Genomic DNA, 16124 nt, shown 5'->3' on the forward strand with positions numbered 1-16124 from the left:
TTCAAAGTTAAGTTTTTGCCGGGCTTTATTGGCCCTTAAATGTAAAAAATGCCTATGCGGCCTCAACGTTGCCCGTGGGCAGCGTAATGATAAACCGAGCGAACTGACCCTCGGCCGTTTCAACCTTTAATTCGCCGCCATGGCCTTTGGTAATAATATCATAACTCATGGATAAACCCAACCCGGTGCCCTGGCCGGTAGGTTTGGTAGTGAAAAAAGGCTGGTAAATTTTATCCAATACTTTTTGCGGGATGCCGGTACCATTATCTTCAACTGTAATCTGTACCATGTTAGCGCCCGATGCCGATTTGATTTTTTGAGTGTTTACCGTTACCGTAGGTTCATATCCTTCAGCCAATGACTTCTTCTTTTCTGTAACAGAATAAAACGAGTTGTTGAAAAGGTTTAGCAACACGCGACCCAAATCCTGCGGGATAGCCTCAATTTTACCCAGTTCCGGATCGAAACTGGTTTTCATCCCGGCGTTAAATGACTTATCCTTAGCCCGCAAACCATGATAACTGAGGCGCAGGTATTCGTCGGCAAGAGCGTTAATGTCGGTAGGTTCTTTTTTACCTGTTGTGGCCCGCGAGTGCTGCAGCATGCCTTTCACAATGGCATCGGCACGCTTGCCATGCTGGTTTATTTTGCTCAGGTTTTGGGTGATGTCGCTAATAATGTCATCAGCTTCTTCCTTCACATCATCGGGCAGTTTATCCAATATCTCTTCTTTTAACTCCTCTAAAAGTTCGATACTTACCTCGCTGAAGTTGTTTACAAAGTTTAGCGGGTTTTGAATCTCATGGGCTATCCCGGCAGTAAGCTCACCTAAAGAAGCCATTTTTTCGGATTGGATCAATTGGGCCTGGGTACTTTTCAGTTCGGATAGGGCCAATTGCAATTCTTCGGTTTGCTTGGTCAACTCTGCAGTACGCTCCCGTACCTCACTTTCCAGGTTTACCTTCATGGCGGCCATCATGCGGTTTTGTTCCTGCTCGGCAAAGCGCTGGCGGCGTTCGTTTTCGAGGGCTTTGGACTGTTTACGGTTAATCATCCATAACGAAAATGCCCAGATCAGCGAAAATATCACCAAACTCTGTATAGTATTTTCGTGGTTATCGTAAAATGTTGGGAACCATTTCTCCAGTATATCGCTTATCAAACCCGCAACCGCATACGGTATCAGGGCAAAAGCAAGCTGCTTGCTCGATTTTAGTTCGTCGATATAATAAGGGGCTATAACAACGCCTAAAAAATACAGGTGTGCAAAAACCAGGGCCACCTTGTGGGCGCTGAAGCTTACATCGAAAAAGAAAATGCCGATTGCAATGAAATAGCCTATGTTAAGATACTTGTTCCATTTTTCAACGAGGCCATCGTTTTTCAGGTTTTTCCTGAATTGCGTAATTACAAATACCGCCAGAAAAGGTTCTAAACTCATGTAGGTTGTTTTGCGAATTTTATAAATGCGAAGCCGAAATTTAACAATTTTACACCAATAATTAAATAATGGCTGCAATTTAATCAGCCCGCAAAACAAATTACCATTAATTATAAGCCGATTAAAAAAATATAACGATTATTGGCCCGGAATAAAAGCAGGGGTGTGTTTACTGCCATCAATTTGTCAGTGTTCCACTTTTAAAAACGGGTGTTCCAGAAATTGAATTCCGGAAATCATGATTCTTGATTATCAGTTAGTTAAGTTTTTTATTTGAAAACTGGAACACTTAACTAATTGATTATCAGTAGTTCGTTTTTTGCAAAGTGTTCCACTAAAAAACTGGAACACGCCGCTTTTTTTGAATTATTAAACCTATCTATATAAAAAATGAGTACATATAGTATGATCAATACCATGCGCTGGTATGGCCCTAATGATCCGGTTAGTTTGGCCGATATCCGCCAGGCTGGTTGCACTGGCGTAGTAAGCGCTCTGCACCAGGTACCCAACGGTCAGGTATGGAGTGTTGAAGCCATTAACGAGCGCAAGGCCATCATCGAAGCTGCCGGCCTTACCTGGGATGTGGTAGAAAGCGTACCCGTACATGAAGCCATCAAAACCCAAACCGAGGGCTATCAGCAATACATCGAAAACTACAGGCAAAGCCTGCAAAACCTGGCGGCCTGCGGTATCCATACAGTTACCTACAACTTTATGCCGGTACTGGATTGGACCCGTACCGATTTGAGTTTTACAGTTGAAGACGGTTCCAAAGCCCTCCGCTTTGAAAAAGCCGCTTTTATAGCCTTTGATGTATTTATGCTGCAACGGTCAGGTGCCGAGTTGGAGTACACCATTGAAGAACTTGACCGCGCCAAAGCCCGTTTTGACGGCATGACAGATGATGATAAACAACTACTGCAACGCAATATCATTGCTGGCTTACCAGGCAGCGAAGAAAGTTTCACCCTCGATAAATTCAGGGAAGCCCTGGCCGCTTACGATGGCATTGATGCCGAACGCTTAAGGCAAAACCTCATTTACTTCTTGAGCGAGATTATGCCGGTTGCCGATGCCAGCAACGTTAAAATGGTGATCCACCCGGACGATCCGCCGTATGCTATTTTAGGTTTGCCAAGAGTAGTAAGCACTGCCGAGCACATCAACGCCCTGATTGAAGCTGTACCCTCGTTAAACAACGGCCTGTGCTTCTGCACCGGAAGTTACGGAGTACGCCCCGATAACGACCTGCCCGCCATGGTTAAACAATTTGCCGACAGGATCAACTTCATCCACCTGCGCAGCACCCGCCGTAATGAATTTGGCGATTTTTATGAAGATAACCACCTGGAAGGCGATGTGGATATGTATGCCGTAGTGAAGGAACTGGTACACGTAATGCAGCAACGCAAACTCAATATCCCGATGCGGCCCGATCATGGTCACCAGATGCTGGATGACCTAAACAAGAAAACCAACCCGGGCTATTCGGCCATCGGTCGCCTGCGTGGGCTTGCCGAGTTGAGAGGGCTTGAGTTGGGCATTATCCGCTCGATGGAATAAAATTGAGAGCTTATAAACAGGAAAGGCCCCGGCATTATGCGGGGCCTTCCTGGTTTATGATCGGTTGGTTTTAGCCCATGTTGTAAAAAAACTGTTCGGCTACAATTTTGCCGTCCTTTACTTCGTAAACAGCAATCTCGTTCATCGGGATACGGCCGCCTTCTTTGTAGGTTACGTCCATATCCATAGTTACAGCGAAAAAGTTGCCGGTAACAATTGGGTCAGATACTTCGCCGCTGTGTACCTCTTGCACCGTAGAGTACCAGTATTCAGTTTTGCCTTTAACAGCTTCTTTACCTTCGGTAAGTTCCATTGGCGAGCCTGCAGGTTCGCGGCTTACTATGTTATCGGCATAAAGTTCATCAATAGCCTGGGTATGTTGGCCTTCGCGGCAATATTGCACTAATTTTTCTGCTACTTCGGTGGTGGTCATAATCTGTTGGTTTTAATTGTATGTAATAAAGTTAGGGATAAACACTTCAAAGCCAATGCCTGTTTGGTTTAAATTTCTGTTAAGTTTGATAGGGTTATGTTGATTTCGGAATTTGGATGTTCGATTTCGGATTTAGAGCTGTCTTAATTTTATGCCTCGCTGCAAAAAACATTAAAAAAACTTTAAATTTTATGTAACCATTTCCCACCGCCGAAGTACTTAAGGTATATTACATAATTACAAACTGATTGAACACGCTTACAGATAACGCCATTATGCTAAAGGTGAAAGCCGGCGACCTTGACAGGATGGGCCTGTTATTTGAGCGCTATAACCGTCAGCTTTATGGTTTCCTGTTCCACATGACCTATCAGCGCGAACTGGCCGAGGATATGGTACAGCAGGTATTTTACAAAATGCTGAAATACCGCCACACCTTTACCGGTACGGGCGAATATATTCACTGGATGTATTCCATTGCCCGCAATGTACTTAAAGATCACTGGCGCAAAAACAAGCTGCAGATACAGCATGAAGGGGTGGAAGCAGCCGAAGCCATGGCCGGTGGCCTTGTACCCGACGAGCAGTTTGAAAAAAAACAAGCCAAAGCCGGTCTGCACCGGGCCATGGAAAAGCTAAGCGAAAGCCAGCGCGAAATTTTGGCGCTGAGCCGTTTCCAGGAACTGAAATGCCAGGAAATAGCCGAGATACTGGGCATGACGGAAGGCACGGTAAAAGTGCGCATTCACCGGGCCATGCAGGAGCTTAAGAGTATTTATGTAAAAACAGAACGATAAAACAGTATAAAAGATGAAATGTGAGCTATACGAGGAACTGTTTACCGGTTGGATAAACAAAGAACTAAGCACCGAAGAAAAAGGGGTACTGGAACGGCATATCGCGGGTTGCGATAACTGCCGCGAAGAATTGCTTGGTCTGCAAAAGGTGTGGGATACCATGGGAGAAGTTGAAACTCCCGAACCATCGGCCAACATGGGCGTTAAATTTTATGCCATGCTGGATACCTATAAGCAATCAGTAAAAGAGCAAAGAAGTTTTTGGGCAGATGTTAAATACCACATCGGCAGGCTTTGGGAATGGCAGCCGCGCTGGCCCATGGCTTATAATTTTGTGATGATATTGATTGTAGCCGGAGCAGGTTACCTGTTTTTTGGGAAGGGCAAAGCTGATGATCAGGATAAACAATTGAAAGCTTTAAGTTCGCAGGTACATGAGTTGAAGCAAACCATGATGCTGGCCCTGTTGGAAAACCCTTCGGCATCCGAAAGGATCAGGGGCGTAAGTTATACCGGCGAGATCAAGCATGCCGACAAACAGGTGATAGATGCACTGTTAGCTACATTGAATAACGACCCCAATGTAAATGTACGCCTCAGTACACTTGATGCATTAACCCATCTGGCCGGCAGACCCGAGGTTAGAGAAGGGCTCATCAAATCAATCATTGAGCAGGATTCGCCGCTGATGCAACTGGCCATTGCCGATGTGATGCTGAAACTGCAGGAAAAGCGTTCGGTAGGTTCATTCAAAGAACTGCTCAAGCAAAAGGATCTGGACAACGGCGTACGCAACAAGATCAAACAAACCATAACTCAACTTATTTAAAAATAAACCACCATTATGAAAAGATCACTATTGCCTGTTTTAACAGGTTTGGGGCTTTGCCTTGCCCGGATTTCGGCACATGCGCAGGATTATAAAGAGCATATCAGCAAGCAGTTTACCTTGCAGGGAACTGCTTCGGGCACTACACTGGCCATCTACAATATTTTCGGTTCGATAACCGTGCAGGGATACGCAGGTAACCAGGTAACTATGGAAGTAGACGAAACCATCAGGGCCGATGATCATGCTGAAATAGAGAATGCAAAGAAAGAAGTTAAACTTGGGTTTTATCAAAAAGCAGACAGTATAGTAGCCTACATTGCCGAACCTTATGATACCCGCCCACGCCAAAGCTGGCGCCGAGACGACCAACACCGGCATAATAAATATACCGTTAAGCTTGAATATGTAGTAAAAGTGCCTTACGGTATCAATCTGTGCGTATCAACAGTAAATGATGGTGATGTGGAGGTTAAAGATGTGTATGGCGCGTTGAAAGTAAATAACGTAAACGGCGGCATAACTATTGCCAATGCAAAAGGTACAACCAATGCGCATACCATCAACGGCCCGCTAACGGTTACTTACCTGTCGGTGCCGCCCGATGCATCAAATTACTACACGCTAAACGGCAAACTGGAAGTAACCTACCCGGCAAACCTCGCCGCCGACCTTGAATTTAAAAGCATGAACGGCCAGTTTTATACCGATTTTCCGGATACGGAAGTACTGCCTACCCGCGTAAGCAAAACCGAATCAAAAAGCGGAGCCGGCACAACCTACAAACTCAGCAAAAATAATGGTGTCAGGATAGGGGCAGGTGGCAAACTATTCAAATTTGAAACCCTTAACGGGAATATCTATATCAAAAAACAACAATAAAATATAACAACATGAAAGCTATAAAATTTACAAGCACCCTAATGCTAACCCTGCTGCTAAGCGCGAGGCTTTGGGCACAGGACGGAGATAAAGGACAATTGGTAGTTCCCCTGAGCGAACCAGGAAAGCCTTACAAACTTGATGTAGGCCTGGTTAACGGATCAATCACTGTTACCGGTTACGATGGCAAGGACATTGTTATTGATGCCCAGGGCGAAGAAAGAAAACACCGCGAAAAAGAAACGGCTCCGGGCGGAATGAAGCGCTTGTTTGCAGGTAGTAATCTTGATGTACAGGCTCAGGAAAACAACAATACGGTAAGTATTCACGGCAGCCCCATGCGCACCACCAATCTAACCATTAAAGTGCCCATGAACAGCACCAGCGTTAAATTATCAACAGTAAATAACGGTAATATTATTGCCGGCAACCTTAGCGGCGATCTGGAAATCAGAAACGTTAACGGTTATATTAAGCTGAACAACATTGCAGGGTCGGTTGTGGCCAATACCGTAAACGGGAATGTTGAGGTTACCTTTAAAAGTATCGACGCGAAAGCGGCCATGGCTTTTTCAACGCTGAATGGCAAGATTGATGTTACCTTCCCGGCCAGCCTGAAAGCTAACGTCAAATTAAAATCAGACCAGGGCGATGTATTTACCGATTTTGATGTGGTTACCGAACAACGCAAGCCGGTAATTACCAAAAACGGTGGCGAAAAAGGCATGTACAGCCTGAAAATGGAAGATTGGGTGTACGGTAAAATAGCAGGTGGCGGGCCGGAGCTGTTAATGAAAACTACTTTCGGCAGTATTTATATCCGGAAGGCGAAGTAAAGGTAAATGTAGAACATAGTAGCCGTCATTGTGAGGAACGAAGCGATCCCCGACTTACAGAGCCGATCTGCATAGTTCGCGATTGCTTCGTTCCTCGCAATGACGGTTTAGTTTCAGTCTGAGACGGGAAAACTCAAGCAGAGCCAACAAAAAAGCGACTGCCCTCCTTGCAAAGAAACGGCCGCGCCTGTTCTAACCAATTAACATTATCCTAAATATTTTTTCAACTCCTGTGCGGCCTGTATAAACAGGGCTTTGGTTTGCGGAATTTCGGCAAGGCCGTTCAGCAGGCCAAAATCATGAATTACATCATTGTAGCGAACTGTGGTTACGGTAACACCGGCTTTATCCAGTTTACGGCCGTAAGCCTCGCCCTCATCGCGTAAAATATCGTTTTCGGCAGTTTGGATCAGGGTTGGGGGCAGGCCTTTCAGTTGCTCAATCGTAGCCTGCAGCGGTGCCGCGTAAATTTCTTTACGTTGTTCAACGGGGATATACTGATCCCACATCCATTGCATTAATGATGAGGTAAGGAAGCGTTGCTGACCATACAACTGGAACGACAGGTTGTCGAAGTTAGCATCGGTAACAGGCCACATCAGTACCTGCACTTTAAATTCGGGACCGCCTTTTTCTTTAGCCAACAGGGTAGTAGCGGTAGCAAGGTTACCACCTGCGCTGTTGCCTACAATGGCCAGGTTGCTGCCATCAACGTTAATTTCGGCACCATTGGCTGCTATCCATTGTGCTACGGCATAAACTTCATTTAAGGCCTGCGGATATTTGGCCTCGGGCGATAAACTGTAGTTAACAAACACGCCCGTGTAGCCGGTTAGTACCACCAAATCGCGCACCATGCGTTTGTGGGTAGGGTAATCGCCCAAAACCCAGCCGCCGCCGTGGGTGAACATAAAAACGGGAGTGACAGATGCAGAGCCTTCGGGTTTTACAATGTTCAGGATAACGGTATAGCCATCATAAGTAATGGTTTTTTCCGATTCTTCGATACCTGAATAATCAACCGCAAAGGCGGCCTGTGCGCCAACCAATACCTCGCGGGCATCAGGCACCGGGAAGCTTTCGAGCGGCGGACCGCCGGCATTTAAAGGCGCTAAAAATTTTTTTACCGCTTCAGACAGGTTTGGATCGGTTGCATAATCAACCGCATGGGTTTGTGGAGTTGCAGATGTTTCCATGTTAGTGTTTACATTTGAATGATTTGACTGCCTAAATGCCAAAGTGGTGCCGTTTGTTTAAGATGTTGATATGTAGTTTGTTGTGTTTTTTTTGTCCTCGCAAATGTGGCGGTATTTCGTCAAACCGCGACTTGATGACGAATAATGCAAATCAGTTAAACAATAGTAGTTATCATAATCATAATATTGGCAGCCCGGAATGCGCTATAACTTTGCTGTTGCCATGATTGTATCTTGCAGCAACTATTTTAAAGTTTAATATTGCTTCCCAGTGCTTTTTTAAAGAAAAAGACGTTTTTGTAATTATATTTATATTTATCTACTATGAAAATCAGAATAAAGGGCAATTCGTTAAGATACCGGCTTACCAGATCCGACACCGCAACATTAAATAGCAAAGGCTACCTGGAAGACAGATCTGACTTTGGCCTTAAAACGCTTGTTTATGCTATTGCTGTAACTGATGATGACCGGCTTTCGGCAGATTACACCGGAGACACAATCCTGTTAAATATGCCTAAAAGCATGGTTGTTGAATTAATGGAAACAGAAAAGGTTGGTTTCGAAGATCAAAACGGCCCGGTAAGCCTGCTGGTTGAAAAAGATTTTACCTGCCTGGATAATACCGGCGAGGATCAAAGCGACAACTATCCTAATCCGTTATTGGTGGCAAATAAAAGTTAAGTGCGATGAATAAAGACAACAAAATACCATCGGCCGAAAATCCTTTTAAGCTTTTAAATTTAAAATCGACGGGGGTGAAGAAGTGGGCGGCAGGAGTTCCAGCTGTGATGGCTGCCTTTAGTGATTTATTTGAGGAGGGGGTGCCTGTTAGAGGCACAAAGGCACTTTTTAAAATGAACCAAAAGGGAGGCTTTGACTGCCCCAGCTGCGCATGGCCCGACCCCGACGATGATCGATCGGTCGTAGGAGAATACTGCGAAAACGGCGCCAAAGCCCTTGCCGAGGAAGCAACCACCAAAAAGGTTACAGCTGCCTTTTTTAAGGAAAATTCAGTTTATGATCTGGCCAACTTAACCGATTTTGAAATAGGCCGTTTTGGCCGTTTGGCCGAGCCGATGTATCTGCCCCAAAATGGCACTCATTATCAGCCCATAAGCTGGGATGATGCTTTTAAAAAAATAGCAGAGCATTTAAATGCGCTCGATTCGCCCAATGAAGCCGCGTTTTATACCTCGGGGCGCACCAGCAACGAAACATCTTTTTTATACCAGCTTTTTGCCAAAGAGTTTGGTACCAACAATATGCCCGATTGCTCAAACATGTGTCATGAAACATCGGGTTTTGCCTTGCTTGCTACCCTGGGTGTTGGAAAAGGGACCGTTAAACTGGATGATTTTTATGATACAGATGTTATTGTAATTATAGGCCACAATCCCGGTACAAACGCCCCACGAATGATGAGTGCCCTTGAAAAGGGGAAGCGGAACGGCGCAAAAATTATTGCTATAAACCCTGTACCCGAGGCCGGCCTGATGGGCTTTCATAATCCTCAGCACCTTGATGGGGTTGTAGGGCATGGAATTTCGCTGGCAGATCTTTACCTGCCTGTAAAAATCAACGGCGATATGGCACTATTAAAGGCCATCGAATTGCTGCTGCTTGATTTTGAGAAAAAAAGCCCCGGCCAGGTATTTGATCTGGATTTTATTGCCAAGAAAACGATTGGTTATGATGCGTTTATTGAGCAGTTTAATGATTATAATCTGGAAAAACTGGCCGAGGAAAGCGGAATTTCCCCGGCCGATTTATATCAGGCCGCCCAAATGCTTGCCTTTAAAAAGCGTATTATTTTTTGCTGGGGAATGGGCCTCACCCAGCAGCCCAATGGGGTGGATATGCTTAAGGAGATTGTTAATTTGCTGTTACTTAAGGGCAGCATAGGTAAACCGGGTGCCGGAGTTTGCCCCGTACGCGGGCACAGCAATGTTCAGGGTAACCGCACAATGCTCATTAACGAAAAACCCACCGAAGAACAACTGGACCGGCTGAAGGAAGTTTTCGGCTTCGAACCTCCGCGCCAACACGGGTACGATGTTGTGCGGGCCATCAAAGCTATGCATGCCGAAAAGGTAAAGGTGCTGTTTTGTATGGGAGGAAACTTTTTATCGGCAACGCCCGATACAACCTATACCGCCGAGGCATTGAGAAAACTGCGTTTAAGCGTTTGTGTTTCTACCAAACTAAACCGTACCCACCTGGTACACGGGCAGGAAGCTTTGATATTGCCAACCCTTTCAAGGAGTGACCTGGATATTGTTAACGGCGAGCCCCAGTTTATCAGTACCGAAAACTCGATGGGGGTGGTTCAGTCATCTAAAGGCATCCTGAAACCGGTATCTGATCAACTCATTAATGAAACGCAGATTGTGTGTCGCATGGCTATGGCTACGCTGGGTAGCCGGTCGGTTATTAACTGGCAGCTTTACGCCAATAATTACGATGCTATACGCGATATTATAGCGCGATGTATCCCCGGTTTTGAAGATTACAACACCCGTGTGCGCCAAAGCAGCGGTTTTTATTTACCCAATGCTGCGCGCGAGGGAAAATTCATTACTAAAAAATATATAGATCGTGCACCGTTTACCCTAACTGCCCTGCCCGAAAACCTGCTTGCCGGGGATGAATACATGATGGCCACTGTACGTACCCACGATCAGTTCAATACCACAATTTACGGGCTTGAAGATCGTTACCGGGGTATTAAAAACGAAAGGCGGGTAGTGATGATGAATCAAAAGGATATTGATAAAGCGGGCTTTACAGCAGGCCAAAAGGTAGACCTTTTTAATTACGACGATGATATAGAGCGCATAGCGCCGCTGTTTGTAATAGTTGCTTATCCCATCCCCGAAAAAAACACCATGACTTATTTTCCCGAAACCAATGTATTGGTCTCTATTAACAATGTAGTTGCCGGTAGCAATATGCCAGCATCCAAATTTGTGAAAATCAAGATCAGGAAACATAATCCAGCCATTTACCAATCGGTAGATAAAATGCTGGAAGATGCGCATAGTGTTGCCGGTTAATGATTGGGGAGTTTTGTCGGCAAAATTTAAGATAGGGGATCGTTTTACCCCGGCCTAACAGGTTTTTAACAGAAAAAAACAAACAGCATAGCTATAAAGTAGGGCATGGTTGCAGTATCACCATTTGACTGTTAAGTAATATCGATATACACCTGGCAAACGGGGTAAAAGCAGGCTTGGTAACGGCTTGCAAAGGAGTTTTGGGTTGGCAGGCTGTAAAACAAGTGGTTGATTATGAGTTGAAAATGTGTTTTAATAAAGATAGTGATCTGAATTAGGACAAACGATGGGACTATTTATTTGATGAATGTAAAATTAGCACCCGATAGTAAGTTTCGGACTGTTTTTTTGATAAATATCCCATCATCTGACAGTTGAGCAATATGCCAAACCATTTTTGTGCACTATATTTGCCTGCAGATCACCTATTGCAATTGCATTATATATGATTAAGCTTTTTATCGTGGGATTTCCGCGGGATATGGAAGAGATTGAGCTTGTTGAGCTGTTTAGTGCCTACGGTACGGTAAACACCGTGCGTATCATTACGGATAAAGACAGCGGAATAAGTAAAGGTTACGGATTTTTAGAAATGTTAGATGAGGCCGGCGCTCAGCGTGCCATCGACGCCATGAATGGTGCCACCATCGACGACCGGGAGATCAGCGTACGCATAGCAGAGCAAAAACACCAGCCACTTGCCAGGCAACAGCAGTTTGCCAAACCCAAACCGGCATTTAACAAGGTTAAGCCCCAGGGTTATAACAAACCCCGCTACCCGCGCGAAAACAATACCCGCCAGGAGTTTGAGCCGGCTGCACCCGTAAGGGCAAAACGCCCGCGCAGGCAACAGCCGTAATTTTTAGCTCTTTTAGCTGTAAAGTACGTTGGTTAAAAACTGATTCCTGAATTTTCCCTGCGGATCATATTCGGCTACTATTGCTTTAAATGCCGCCATTTTTTCATAGCGGGCAGCAAGTGTTTTAGCCGGCATGGTAAAAATCTTACCCCAGTGTGGCCGGGCATTAAACGGCGATAGCTCCTTTTCAATTTGCGGCAGCAGTTTCATTACTGCTTCGGTTTCCTGTTTCCACGTAAAATGTATCGCCACCGATTTTTGATGATGTGCCGGGCTCATCCATAGCTCATCTGCAGCTATGGTGCGGATTTCGGTGATAAACAAATGCGGACTGATCTGCCTGCCTAAACGGGCAACGGCCTCAATGGCTTCTACTGCATGGTTAAAAGGCACAAAAAACTCCGATTGCAGTTCTTTTCCGCTGCTTGGCGTGAAGCCCATTTTAAAGTGGGGTAAACGCTCGTACCACGGTCCGGCTACGCCCATTTGTTCGGTGCAGTTTTCGGCAGAGAGAGCTATGATGGGATGTACATTTTTTGTTGCAGCTTTTGCGCCGTAAAATTCTTTAAGGTTTTCGTCTTTATCAACGCCAATCCGGCTTTTTATCCAAACTTCGTTGATGCTATCGGTTTGCCAATCGGTAAATAAACTTACGCTGTAACCGGCGGATACTATGGCTTCAAAATGTTGTTTTAACTGGCTCATGGGCAGGCCGGTAAAAACATGCTGTTTCATCATAAAGGTAGGTTGTATTTGGAGCGTAACTTTAGTAAGTACGCCTAAAGCCCCTAAGCCCACCACGGCCGCATTCAATTGCTCGGCGTTTTTTGATTTGGATAGGTGAACGATGCTGCCATCAGCCTTAACAATTTCTAACCCGGCAACCGCGCTCGAGAGGTTGCCGTTTTTAACGCCCGAACCATGCGTAGCCGTAGTTATTGACCCGGCAACCGAGATATGCGGCAGCGAAGCAAGGTTATGCAGTGCAAAACCTTCTTTGTGCAGGTATGGCGCAAGCTCGCCGTATTTAATGCCGCCTTCAACAGTTACCGTGTGGTTTTGCTTATCAAGCGATACTACTTTATTTAAATCGCGGGTTGAAAGCAGGTTGTCCTTGCTATCGGCAATGGGGTTAAAGCAATGCCGGGTACCCAAAACCTTTATTTTGTTATGCTTTTTAACCAACTGCTGCACCTCCTCAACCGATTTGGGATAAAATACATTACCGGTACTGAAAGTTAAATTACCCGACCAGTTTTGCAGCCTCGGTTGTTGTGCCCATGATTCGAGCGGGGATAATAAGGGAGTTGCCATTAAAGTTGTACTTAATTTAATGAAAGTTTTTCTTTTCATAACTAATTGGTCGATACAAGTTAGCTAATAATTAACCGCAAATGCAAAGGTTTTTTGGTCGGCGAGATAAAAAGATGCAATGCTAATAGTTTTTGATTTTTTTTAATAAGTAAAATTTAGATTATTAAATTTTTTACAAAGTTTTTTGTAATTTGCTCAAAAAATGGTCTTGTTTATTATCGAATTTTTTGTGATTGGTTGATAATAGTGATGTTTTTGATAAATTGACCTGAAATATTTTAGTAATAACAGGTGAAAGAACTGCACGCTTCATTTATTCCCGGTATTTATACCGCCGCAAATTTATCCGAACTGTCAACCGCCCTCGATTTGCTTGAAAAGCACCACGTGGATAATTTATTGTGGACTGATACCGGTTACAAACCGGAGGTTAGTTTTGCTATTGCTTATACCGACGCGGGAATAGGCATTAAATACTTTGTGAAAGAGCAATATACCACAATGGTTTACAAAGCCATAAATGATCCTGTTTACAGGGATAGTTGCGTAGAGTTTTTTATTGGTTTTGATGCAGATGGCAGTTATTACAACTTCGAATTTAATGCGCTTGGCACCGCGCTTGCCGGCTACGGTATCAACAGACATGGCAGGATGGAAGTTCCTGCAGCAATAGTTGGCAAAATCAATGCGCTGAGCAATATTCAATTTGCCGAAGGTGATGGAATGCTTAATAGCTGGAATCTTACTTTGCTGATCCCGTTTGAGGTGTTTATCCATCATGATATCAAAACACTAAGCGAATATGAATGCCGGGCAAACTTTTATAAATGCGGGGACGACCTGCCCGAACCTCATTTTTTAAGCTGGAGCAACATTCCCAACCTTGATCCCGATTTTCATTTGCCGCAGTTTTTTGGCAAAATCAAATTTGTTTAAGTCAACCCCCTAATCAAAACAATATACTATGGCCCAAACAGCAAGCCCGGCAATCGAATCCGCAGAAAAAAAATCAGCAATAAACCCTATTGTAATTATCGGCGCCTTATTTTTCATTTTTGGTTTTGTTACCTGGATGAACGGCACTCTCATCCCTTATTTAAAAATAGCCTGCGAACTGAGCACCAAAGAGGCTTATTTTGTAACCACCGCTTTTTACATCGCTTATGTGGTGATGGGGATCCCGGCAGGCAAAACCATCAAGAAATTCGGCTTTAAAAATGGCATGGCCATCGGGCTATTTGTAATGGCAGTAGGGGCTTTGATATTTATACCTGCAGCCATTACCCGTACCTACGGCATATTTTTAATTGGCTTATTTGTGCAGGGCACCGGCTTAACAGTATTGCAAACCGCCTCAAACCCTTATATCACCATTTTGGGCCCCGCCGAAACAGCTGCCAAACGCATCAGCATTATGGGCATCTGCAATAAAATAGCCGGTGCTTTGGCCCCGGTAATTTTAGGTACGGTGGTGCTCGCCAATATTGATGCCATAACAGAAAAGCTTAAAACCCTAAGCACGACCGAAAAAGCGCTTGAATTAAACCAGCTGGCCTCGCGGGTGATATTGCCCTATGGCATTATGGTAGTAGTTTTGATCCTGCTGGCGGTGCTTATTTATTTTTCATCACTGCCCGAAATTAATACCGAGCACGAAGATGAAACTGTGGCCGCCGCCAATACCAACAAAACAAGCATCATACAGTTCCCGCACCTGATGCTTGGTGTAGCAACCCTGTTTGTTTATGTGGGTGCCGAAGTTATTGCCGGCGATACCATTTCGCTTTACGGCACCTCGCAGCATATTGCCTTATCAACTGCTAAGTTTTTTACTTCGTGTACCCTTGTTTCTATGATTGTGGGTTACCTTTTTGGCGTGTTCTGTATTCCAAAGTTAATTACGCAGCAAAAAGCCCTTGTGGTTTCGGCTGTTTTGGGGGTTGTTTTAACCATAGCTACCTTACTCACCCATGGCTATGCATCGGTATTATGTATTGCGTTGCTTGGTTTGGCTAATTCATTAATGTGGCCTGCTATCTGGCCGCTGGCATTGGCCGGTTTGGGCAGGTTCACCAAAATAGCCTCATCATTATTGGTGATGGGTATAGCCGGCGGTGCCATTCTGCCGCCATTGTACGGTTATTTCGCCGAGAAATTTTCACCGCAATCAGCCTACATTATGCTGATTCCAATTTACCTCTTCATACTTTACTACTCTACGCTGGGTTACAAAGCAGGTAAAAGTGCCGCCGTGAAAAGCTAAAAGACACAACAAACAATTACGACGCAAAACGGCCGGGTAAAATCAAATTACCCGGCCGTTTTATTTGCTTTTATATGTATGTAGTTGTTTAATAGGGTTTTATAATTAACCGTATTTCGTTTTTTTATTGTTGCAATAACGAAATATAGTTATAAATTTAATATTGGTTTTTATTTAAGCTATTGATTATTAGTGTTTTGTGTTTTTGGTTCGATAGTTGGAACTAAAAGGATGAAATGAACAACATTTGCCAGTAAATTAGTTTATAACTTTTGATAAACTATCTGTAAAAATCTATGTGAACAACTTAAAAATCAGTGTTATGAAAAGCCTAAAGACTTTCAAAAAAATGAACCGCACATTAACTAAATGGGTTATCGATCTGCATGGCAAAGGCTATACCGACGATTTTTTGCAAGTTAATAACCAAAGGCTGCGCTGCATTCAAAACAGTGAAGATTTCCCGATAACCGACCTGAACATCAAAGTGATTGACCAGGGTTTTGACCAGCTTACCCAAACCTACAAATATATCCACACCATAGAAACTATGGATGGCGGCAAAGGCCTGCTGGTGGTTGAAGATGTTTGCCCGTCGCTGCTCGCAAACTGAAAAATTCTTTTCCGGATGTATAAATGCTGTAACTGCTGG

General features: G+C 44.4%; 15 protein-coding genes. 11 read left to right on the top strand and 4 right to left on the bottom strand.

The window, feature by feature from the left end; translation table 11 throughout:
* Nucleotides 1-52: 52 nt before the first annotated feature.
* On the bottom strand, nt 53-1441 hold the full coding sequence (locus tag HYN43_RS06030; RefSeq protein WP_119409273.1) for a sensor histidine kinase: 1389 nt from the start codon (nt 1439-1441) through the stop codon (nt 53-55).
* A 390-nt stretch (nt 1442-1831) separates the two neighbouring features.
* On the opposite strand from HYN43_RS06030, the gene uxuA reads away from it, so the two are divergent.
* Nucleotides 1832-3007, top strand: a complete 1176-nt coding sequence (gene uxuA / locus HYN43_RS06035) for a mannonate dehydratase (RefSeq protein ID WP_205589882.1) — start codon at nt 1832-1834, stop codon at nt 3005-3007.
* A gap of 70 nt (nt 3008-3077) precedes the next feature.
* Here the strand turns inward: uxuA and HYN43_RS06040 are convergent, their stop codons facing one another.
* A complete protein-coding gene (locus HYN43_RS06040; RefSeq protein WP_119408594.1) occupies nt 3078-3440 on the bottom strand; it encodes a nuclear transport factor 2 family protein in 363 nt (120 codons plus the stop codon).
* A 248-nt stretch (nt 3441-3688) separates the two neighbouring features.
* On the opposite strand from HYN43_RS06040, the gene HYN43_RS06045 reads away from it, so the two are divergent.
* Genes HYN43_RS06045 through HYN43_RS06060 form a run of 4 tightly spaced genes read left to right on the top strand, consistent with a single transcriptional unit; the run spans nt 3689 to nt 6784 of the window.
* The gene (locus HYN43_RS06045; protein WP_205589883.1) at nt 3689-4237 is read left to right on the top strand and encodes an RNA polymerase sigma factor; all 549 of its coding nucleotides are present in this window, start codon (nt 3689-3691) and stop codon (nt 4235-4237) included.
* Nucleotides 4238-4250: 13 nt separating this feature from the next.
* The gene (locus tag HYN43_RS06050; protein WP_119409276.1) at nt 4251-5066 is read left to right on the top strand and encodes a zf-HC2 domain-containing protein; all 816 of its coding nucleotides are present in this window, start codon (nt 4251-4253) and stop codon (nt 5064-5066) included.
* A gap of 15 nt (nt 5067-5081) precedes the next feature.
* Nucleotides 5082-5948: a DUF4097 family beta strand repeat-containing protein gene (locus tag HYN43_RS06055; RefSeq protein ID WP_119408595.1), complete on the top strand. Its 867-nt coding sequence runs from the start codon at nt 5082-5084 to the stop codon at nt 5946-5948.
* Nucleotides 5949-5959: 11 nt separating this feature from the next.
* Nucleotides 5960-6784, top strand: coding sequence for a DUF4097 family beta strand repeat-containing protein (locus HYN43_RS06060; RefSeq protein WP_119408596.1), 825 nt, complete (start codon nt 5960-5962; stop codon nt 6782-6784).
* A gap of 206 nt (nt 6785-6990) precedes the next feature.
* Here HYN43_RS06060 and HYN43_RS06065 read toward each other — a convergent pair whose 3' ends face one another.
* A complete protein-coding gene (locus HYN43_RS06065; protein ID WP_119408597.1) occupies nt 6991-7980 on the bottom strand; it encodes an alpha/beta hydrolase in 990 nt (329 codons plus the stop codon).
* Nucleotides 7981-8304: 324 nt separating this feature from the next.
* On the opposite strand from HYN43_RS06065, the gene HYN43_RS06070 reads away from it, so the two are divergent.
* The 3 genes from HYN43_RS06070 to HYN43_RS06080 all read left to right on the top strand — a co-directional run bounded on the left by HYN43_RS06070 (nt 8305) and on the right by HYN43_RS06080 (nt 11895).
* Entirely contained in the window at nt 8305-8664 is a 360-nt protein-coding gene (locus tag HYN43_RS06070) for a DUF7009 family protein (protein WP_119408598.1), read from the top strand.
* A 5-nt stretch (nt 8665-8669) separates the two neighbouring features.
* A complete protein-coding gene (locus tag HYN43_RS06075; protein ID WP_119408599.1) occupies nt 8670-11036 on the top strand; it encodes an FdhF/YdeP family oxidoreductase in 2367 nt (788 codons plus the stop codon).
* 445 nt (nt 11037-11481) lie between these two features.
* On the top strand, nt 11482-11895 hold the full coding sequence (locus tag HYN43_RS06080) for an RNA recognition motif domain-containing protein (RefSeq protein WP_119408600.1): 414 nt from the start codon (nt 11482-11484) through the stop codon (nt 11893-11895).
* Between the two features lie 12 nt (nt 11896-11907).
* Here the strand turns inward: HYN43_RS06080 and HYN43_RS06085 are convergent, their stop codons facing one another.
* Entirely contained in the window at nt 11908-13248 is a 1341-nt protein-coding gene (locus tag HYN43_RS06085; RefSeq protein ID WP_119408601.1) for an FAD-binding protein, read from the bottom strand.
* A gap of 252 nt (nt 13249-13500) precedes the next feature.
* Between HYN43_RS06085 and HYN43_RS06090 the strand changes: the two genes are divergently transcribed.
* From HYN43_RS06090 to HYN43_RS06100, 3 genes are all read left to right on the top strand, one after another.
* Nucleotides 13501-14145: a carbohydrate-binding family 9-like protein gene (locus tag HYN43_RS06090; protein ID WP_119408602.1), complete on the top strand. Its 645-nt coding sequence runs from the start codon at nt 13501-13503 to the stop codon at nt 14143-14145.
* A 28-nt stretch (nt 14146-14173) separates the two neighbouring features.
* Entirely contained in the window at nt 14174-15472 is a 1299-nt protein-coding gene (locus tag HYN43_RS06095; protein WP_119408603.1) for a sugar MFS transporter, read from the top strand.
* Nucleotides 15473-15794: 322 nt separating this feature from the next.
* Complete coding sequence (locus HYN43_RS06100) at nt 15795-16085, top strand: hypothetical protein (RefSeq protein ID WP_162996334.1); 291 nt, start codon at nt 15795-15797, stop codon at nt 16083-16085.
* Nucleotides 16086-16124 lie beyond the last annotated feature (39 nt).

Source organism: Mucilaginibacter celer, from assembly GCF_003576455.2.
Taxonomy (GTDB): Bacteria; Bacteroidota; Bacteroidia; order Sphingobacteriales; family Sphingobacteriaceae; genus Mucilaginibacter; species Mucilaginibacter celer.

Bases quoted from the DNA above. Each gene is read 5' to 3' on its own strand.
- HYN43_RS06030 (WP_119409273.1), bottom strand. From the start codon at position 1,441: ATGAGTTTAGAACCTTTTCTGGCGGTATTTGTAATTACGCAATTCAGG.
- uxuA (WP_205589882.1), top strand. From the start codon at position 1,832: ATGAGTACATATAGTATGATCAATACCATGCGCTGGTATGGCCCTAAT.
- HYN43_RS06040 (WP_119408594.1), bottom strand. From the start codon at position 3,440: ATGACCACCACCGAAGTAGCAGAAAAATTAGTGCAATATTGCCGCGAA.
- HYN43_RS06050 (WP_119409276.1), top strand. From the start codon at position 4,251: ATGAAATGTGAGCTATACGAGGAACTGTTTACCGGTTGGATAAACAAA.
- HYN43_RS06055 (WP_119408595.1), top strand. From the start codon at position 5,082: ATGAAAAGATCACTATTGCCTGTTTTAACAGGTTTGGGGCTTTGCCTT.
- HYN43_RS06060 (WP_119408596.1), top strand. From the start codon at position 5,960: ATGAAAGCTATAAAATTTACAAGCACCCTAATGCTAACCCTGCTGCTA.
- HYN43_RS06065 (WP_119408597.1), bottom strand. From the start codon at position 7,980: ATGGAAACATCTGCAACTCCACAAACCCATGCGGTTGATTATGCAACC.
- HYN43_RS06070 (WP_119408598.1), top strand. From the start codon at position 8,305: ATGAAAATCAGAATAAAGGGCAATTCGTTAAGATACCGGCTTACCAGA.
- HYN43_RS06075 (WP_119408599.1), top strand. From the start codon at position 8,670: ATGAATAAAGACAACAAAATACCATCGGCCGAAAATCCTTTTAAGCTT.
- HYN43_RS06080 (WP_119408600.1), top strand. From the start codon at position 11,482: ATGATTAAGCTTTTTATCGTGGGATTTCCGCGGGATATGGAAGAGATT.
- HYN43_RS06085 (WP_119408601.1), bottom strand. From the start codon at position 13,248: ATGAAAAGAAAAACTTTCATTAAATTAAGTACAACTTTAATGGCAACT.
- HYN43_RS06095 (WP_119408603.1), top strand. From the start codon at position 14,174: ATGGCCCAAACAGCAAGCCCGGCAATCGAATCCGCAGAAAAAAAATCA.
- HYN43_RS06100 (WP_162996334.1), top strand. From the start codon at position 15,795: ATGAAAAGCCTAAAGACTTTCAAAAAAATGAACCGCACATTAACTAAA.